Here is a 6,877-nt window from a genome sequence, read left to right as displayed (position 1 = left end):
TGCCATTTTAAAAAACATAAATCCAGTGACTTTAAGAAAATGCTTACAAGCAATATTAAAAGCATCATCCATAGAACAATCTTTATCAATTCGACCAGTAATAACACGGTGATTTTGTAAATTATAAAATTCAAAAGTCCAGTATATAAGATTTGTTTTTTTGCTCTGAAATTGCTTTAAATCATAAGACCATTCTTTATTCATAGCGTGGCAGCTCCTTATTTAAAATAGAATCGGTTTTAAAGGATCACCGAAAACCTATAATAAAATACAATTAATTTGAATGCAAGGAAATATTTAATTCGTTAGGATCTATCAGTTTGTATTACAAAATCAATTTTGTCATTTGTTCTATCAGCGTCCATTAATTATCACCCCACAAGACTTCTGCAAATTCAACCTTCTTTTTCAAGTCCTTAACGTCCTTAGACGCATAAGGTAAAGAGTACGAATGAGTTCGTGGAATAGATCCATTTTTCAATCCCTGTTGAAGCTCAATCGCTTTTTCAAGTTTGTACTTGAAATATTCAAGACTTTCGGGCATTGCAAGCGTGATATCATTTGCCCTTGATTCCCAATATTCCGCCTTTCTTTCAGCAGTTTCCGCCTTGTTGCGATGCTCCATGCACTTGTTCATTCTGTTGTGATTTCTTTCAAGTAAAGCTCTGTGTCTCTTTTCGCTGTGGTGTCCGACTTTGATTGGCTCACCCAGAGATAAAAATTCGTGTCCTTCTTGCGCTCTTTTATAATAATCACTGCTTTTACCGAGATGATTTGAAGCACTATTATGATATCTTTCGGCTCTACGCTCTGCATAGGACATTTCGACTCTTACAATCGAATAGTAGAATATGCCATCTTTGCTACTGATCAAATTGAAAACCTCACATTCTACATAATTACCGTATTTCGTCACCAGTTCAATGATATCACCTTTTTTATATTCTTCCTCACACTCTGCCACCCATACATTAGGACAAAACTTCTTAAATTTATTCATGGTCTATACTCCTTTATAATTAATCAAAGCCCCAGAGGGGCGAACCCCTCTTTAAAAGTTATAATCGTGAAATTCGTGTCTGCCATTGATTACGGTGATACTGCCATCACCGCCACCTTGAAATCTGCCATGCTTTTCACTCCATCTAAATGTTTCAATCAATCCATCGGGATCACTTTCATAAGTATATGACTGTTCATCTTGATTGGTGCAATGTGCAGCAAACCCACCGACTATAAAATTAGGTTTGAAATTTGGATCTTTAATAGCTTTGTCACGCTGGACTGTAATAGTTGCTTTAGTTCGCTTAATAATAGTTGATGCGTATTTATCAGAATAAAGGCAAATTGTTACGCCGTCACCGACTTCAACCTCTCTGTTTTTCTCTTTAAGAATCTCCGTTTTTAAATCAGATATTTTTTTTCTGTAGTGAAGTCCAAACTGCTTATTAAAATTATTCCAGTCATCACCACGATTTTCTGGCAAGTGACCCTCAGATCCAACCATTTCAAAAAGTTTCTTGTCATAATTTGTTTCAAGTTCATCAAGTGATAGTTTTAACGACTCGCTCTTTTTCATATATTTAGCTCCTTTCAAAATTAACTTGAATTACCTTACAAAATAATTATACCACAAAGCAGACGTAAAAGCAACACAGAAGCACAAATATAATAAAATAAAATTCCTTGAAAACAGCTTGACAGAAGGGTTTCAAACCATTAGCTTTGTGAAGTGTGTTCGTCGTTTGGGGGCGAAACCCCATAAAAGCATCTCAAAAGGGCGGTGGGTGGGGAAGTATAGTATTTAGAATAATTTTGAACGATATAGCATAATAGAATGAACCGAGTAAAGCTAAAACCCTTTAGCTTCGCTTGGTGTAATGAAGTGAAGCAGTATCGCTTGCTGTAGGGGGTCAAGAAATTATTTTCAATTTTTTGCAAAGCTAAAAATTTCAAAAAATTACTTGATGTCCGAAAGTTCAAAATCTATTCTTACAGTAACTTGCGTAGTCTTGAAAAAAGCGAATAGAAACGTCTTGAAATGAGCCAGAAAAACAGCAATACAAAATACAGGGTAATATAGAACCTAATAAAAAAAGCCCACAGAGGGGCTAGAAAACCCCTTGTGAGCTTAAAATCATTTTACCTACATAAAAATGACATACAAAAACCGCTTTTTCCCCAGGCGATCGAGCTAAAAAACGTCATACACCAAAGAACAAACGTAGGCCATAAAATGTCATACATGAATTTTATGGCCAATCGCATTGTGATATTCAAAGTGACATACAAATTTCTAACTGGCAAGCGGAGCTGCGAGAAAAACGTGTCATACCCAAAATGGCTTGAAAGAAAAATAAACGTGTCATACATTTAATTTTCCTGAAGAACCGGATCAGGAAAGAACGTGTCATACATTCCAAATCATAAAACAGGGTAGAGACATTTATAATTTGCAAATACTCAAAGAATAAGTATAATAAAATAGACACCTATGAGAAATGTGAATAATCATATTGATACATAGAGTCAAAAGTGTTCCATAAACCTCTTTACGAACGTGAAAGGAGGTGATTTCGTGAAAGATGGAAAGTTACAAAGAACATTCCGCAGACTTGCATTCGTATTATTTAATATGATAATGCTTGTCGCATCTTTAATCACAATCATAACGTATTTATCATAAGTGATTAAAGGACTAAACATCACCACTCGCACGGTGGTGTTTTTTTATTGTCCAAAAGTGGTCAAAAAAGTAAAAAGGGAACACTCGCACATGCTCCCTTCGATTTCGTGAAAAAGTTACAGGCGAACATTCCAATAAGCCCTTTGTTACTTTTCCCTTAGAACTTTTATTAATATTAGTTACATACACATAATACCACTTTGAAAAAAATAATCAACAAAAAAGATGCAATTTGCATCATTTTGATGCAAATTGCATACAAAATAGGGTCAAAATAGAGAAAAAAGCATTTTAAGAAAATGCGAACTGTCAAAATACAAAATGAAGCGTCAGTCTGACGCTTCATTTTGTAACCTTCATTTAGTATATAGATTTGCTTAAAGCTCTGTTCAATAGAAACTCAACAAAATTAAAATCTTTTGCTAAGACGTTCGTTCCTAGTGAGGTTGAGAATTGAAGTAAAGAAACAGTAAAAACAAGAGAAATCAAAATGGAAAAGATCAGCATCACTTTAAAATTAAATGATTTGAATATTGGTAAAGAAATCAAGTAAAAAACCATCATCAACATGGCTGTGATATAAAGGAAAAATCGTCCATATTGAAAAAAGATCTGTAAAGTAAAATCCATAAAAAGCCCCTTTCAAATTAAAGTCGTTCGATTAGAAATAATTTATCTACATCTTGTTTGTTTGAAAAATACATGTGTTTAGTTTCTTCTTTAACGACGTGAATTTTTGTGTAAATTTTGTTGTTGTCTAGTTGATAATCTTCACATACATAACGATAATCATAATCAACAATTCCTGTTTCCATATAACCGAGCATTCTAACATTTTCAAAAATTATTTCTTCCACTTTTCCATTTTCTAATTTGTATTCGTATACGTTCATAAACTTATGCTCCTTAATATATAATTCCACGATATGTTATATTTTATCACATTCAATGAAGGTTCACTTCATTGAATGTCGTCAAAATTTACATACACCACCTTTCTATTAACTTGATCAAAATTGTAAATTGAACTTAAATGATCCAGAGATTTAAACTGCTGCTGAATTGAGTATAAAACGCCTTTATAAGAAAAAGATTCACCAATGAATTTACCGCATGAATCATCCACGTTTTCAACGGTATAAACACGGTCAACTATATCAAATGATAAGAGAACCATAGAAACCACCTTTCGAGAAACTAGAAGCTTATTAAGCTTCTAGTTGTTTACTTGTGTAGATAACATCTGAACCATAAGTATCTCTGATTTTGTCCATTGAGGTTGATTTTCTGCTTTTAGATGCGTATTCATCCATTCGCCAGTACCAAAGCTTTTTAACTGGGGCCCATGAGACATTATCCATTTTCTTTAAAATGTCTTTATGTTTCTTGGTATCGCCACCAATCCAAATCCAGTTACCAGTAATTTCGATAATAACACCATCTAAACCCATGAGTTTTTCAATAATATCTCTAAATTCCTCAGCAGTTTCAGAAGTTTTGTATTCATAATTAGATTTTGGATCAGAATCAGATTGAGCGTTTGAACTTGAATCTCTCATTTTCATAACCGTATCAAATGCCTTATCATAATCATTGTTGATAGCTTTCATAACTTCAACATCACCGCCACGGTCGGGATGATTTAAGAGTGCAAGTTGTTTGTAAAGCTTTTTAAGTTCAGATAATTTTTGTGACTTGTTCAAGCTCGAATCGTTAATAATGTGGTTGAAATTTCTCATGGTGTACGCTCCTTAAAAATCATTTATTTGAATTACCTTACAAGATAATTATACCGCAAAACAGACGAAAATGCAACACAAAAGCACAAATTTAATAAAATAAAATTCCTTGAAAACAGCTTGACAGAAGGGTTTCAAACCATTAGCTTTGTGAAGTGTGTTCGCCGTATGGGGGCGAAACCCCATGATAGTAAAAAGCACTTAGAATAATTTTGAACGATATAGCATAATGAAATGAACCAAGTGGAGCTAAAGAGCCTTTAGCTTCGCTTGGTGTAATGAAGTGAAGCGATATCGCTTGCTGTAGGGGGTCAAGAAATTATTTTCAATTTTTCGCAAAGCTAAAAATTTAAAAAAATTACTTGATGCCCGAAAGTTCAAAATCTATTCTTACTTTAATGTAAGTTGTAACGAGTAGGCGAGTGTAAACTATGTTTTAAAGCACTTTACCTTGCATTTTCAAGCGTTTGTTCTGAGCTTGCGAAGATCTAACGTGCAGAAAATGACGCATCTACAAACAGAGCGAAGCTGTGATTTGTAGATTATAAATAATCTTTTGACCTTGCGCCAGAGATTTAGCAATGGAGAAATCGGGTTTCATAGAGGACTTAAAAATAAAAGCTTATAGGGGTTGATAAAACCCTATAAGCTTATTATTTTTTGTTCTATATGAAAGTTAGTTCGACAGCCGATGCGACGCATCGTCTCGGTTAAGCGCCCAATCCCATAAGCACGTCATACAAAATTTAAACCAGAACGCTCTGCAGCACAAGCCCAACGTCATACATAAAAAACTCAAATCCCAGAAGCAAAAAAAATAAATAGTCATACAAAAACAGCACTTGCACCAGGAAATCGAGCATAAAAAAGTCATACATCATCTGTTAAATCATCTTCTCTAGCTTTAGCAACAAGCTTATAAAAAGTAGTTTTTTTTAATTCAAGTCTTTCCATAGCAACCTTTGAAGAAATCTCCCTAGCTTTCCAAAGTGAAAAAACTTCATCCCAATTTAAAGGAAAATCAACAGCTTTACGCCCCCCAGAATATCTTCCTTCTGCCTTTGCAATTGCAATTCCTTCCCTTTGCTTTTCGAGTAAAATAGCACGTTCAAATTCATAAATTGCACCTAAAACTGTAAGCATTAATCTGCCACTTGGTGTCGATGTATCTAAAGATTCTTTAACACTCACTAGGACTACGCCCTTATCATCAAAAATATCAACAAGGTTTAAAAGGTCCTTAACATTTCTTGCAAGCCTTGAAAAATCATAAATATAAATTGTGTCACCTTCACGGCAAAAATCTAATAATTCAAGTAGCTTTGGACGTTTAGCATTTTTAGCACTTATCTTTTCAACGAACCATTTTTCAATCTGAAAATTTTCTAATTCTTTTCTTTGTGTCGCATCATTTTGGTCAACGGTACTTACTCTTACATAACTTAAATTCAAATAAATCACCTCACAAAAAAGATATCAAAACCGTGCGTAAAAAACAAGGAGCAATTCAGACGAACGACCGTAAAACGGAAAAAGAAGTTATACAGACAAAAAAAGCAGACAAAATTCAAAGTTCATAAAGGCATACCCCAAACGAACGATTTTATGGCTGAAAGACATAAAATCGAGAGGGTAGGGGATGGAGCAAGTCGAGAGATCACGGAAAAAAGATAACAACAGCACCAGAATATAAAAGCAACGAGCAATTAACCGTTTGAGAAACAAACGGTTTTATTATCTTCTAAAGGGCGTGTGTCATCGGAACGATGGCACACGCTGACGCATTTAAAAAAAAGGGGGCTTATAAAAGCCCTTCCTCTTTAAAACTCAAATATGAATCGCCGTAAGCTATAATGATATGGTCTAAAACATGAATTCCTAAAATATTTCCACCTTCAACAAGCCTTTTAGTGATGTTTTCATCTTCTCTTGATTGTGTCGTATTGCCCGATGGGTGGTTGTGAAAGACCATAATTGATGCAGCATTATAACACAAGGCACGTTTAAAAACTTCTCTTGGGTGGACGATTGAGGCGTTTAAAGAACCTTTAGAAATCACCTCATGATTAAGATACTCGTTCTTAGTGTTAAGGAATAAAGCCACAAACCATTCTTCGGGTGCGTTTAAGAAAAGTGGTTCTAATGTTTCAATCATTTCAACTGCTGACTCTGGGCTTGTAACCTTCTTAGAAATGTCATAGTAACGCCCTTTTTCTCTTACCGCTTCTAAATGATATTTTTCGAATAAAGCCATGATAAAACCTCCTTGAAATCGTTCGCATTTAAATTGTTGAATCTTATGGGGGCAGGTTATCATGGCGCAAATTTGTGTCAAATGTTAGTGTAGCAAAAAAATAATAAGACGTGCAATTGCACGTCTGGTTATTTTTAGTCAAGCCATATAGCCATGCACAGCATGGGCTTGACGAAAAAAAAATTATTTATTTGTGGA

At 34.4% G+C, this 6,877-nt stretch carries 8 protein-coding genes; all 8 read right to left on the bottom strand.

Features of this window, described 5'->3' with window-relative positions:
* The coding region (locus AC220I_RS15840) for a hypothetical protein (protein ID WP_486724832.1) at nucleotides 1-204 on the bottom strand (204 nt) is incomplete at its 3' end.
* A 160-nt stretch (nucleotides 205-364) separates the two neighbouring features.
* Entirely contained in the window at nucleotides 365-1,000 is a 636-nt protein-coding gene (locus AC220I_RS15835) for a DUF3560 domain-containing protein (protein ID WP_486724831.1), read from the bottom strand.
* Nucleotides 1,001-1,051: 51 nt separating this feature from the next.
* Nucleotides 1,052-1,579, bottom strand: coding sequence for a hypothetical protein (locus AC220I_RS15830; protein WP_486724830.1), 528 nt, complete (start codon nucleotides 1,577-1,579; stop codon nucleotides 1,052-1,054).
* Between the two features lie 1,754 nt (nucleotides 1,580-3,333).
* A complete protein-coding gene (locus AC220I_RS15825; RefSeq protein ID WP_486724829.1) occupies nucleotides 3,334-3,579 on the bottom strand; it encodes a hypothetical protein in 246 nt (81 codons plus the stop codon).
* Nucleotides 3,580-3,647: 68 nt separating this feature from the next.
* A complete protein-coding gene (locus AC220I_RS15820) occupies nucleotides 3,648-3,863 on the bottom strand; it encodes a hypothetical protein (protein ID WP_486724828.1) in 216 nt (71 codons plus the stop codon).
* Between the two features lie 31 nt (nucleotides 3,864-3,894).
* Entirely contained in the window at nucleotides 3,895-4,425 is a 531-nt protein-coding gene (locus AC220I_RS15815; RefSeq protein ID WP_486724827.1) for a hypothetical protein, read from the bottom strand.
* A gap of 870 nt (nucleotides 4,426-5,295) precedes the next feature.
* Entirely contained in the window at nucleotides 5,296-5,877 is a 582-nt protein-coding gene (locus AC220I_RS15810) for a recombinase family protein (RefSeq protein WP_486724826.1), read from the bottom strand.
* A gap of 349 nt (nucleotides 5,878-6,226) precedes the next feature.
* Nucleotides 6,227-6,679 (bottom strand): JAB domain-containing protein, encoded by a 453-nt coding sequence (locus AC220I_RS15805; RefSeq protein ID WP_486724825.1) that lies wholly within the window; start codon nucleotides 6,677-6,679, stop codon nucleotides 6,227-6,229.
* Nucleotides 6,680-6,877 lie beyond the last annotated feature (198 nt).

It is taken from the genome of Fusibacter sp. (assembly GCF_057447755.1).
Note: the sequence above shows the minus strand (reverse complement) of the source record. Positions and strands in the feature narration are given on the sequence as shown.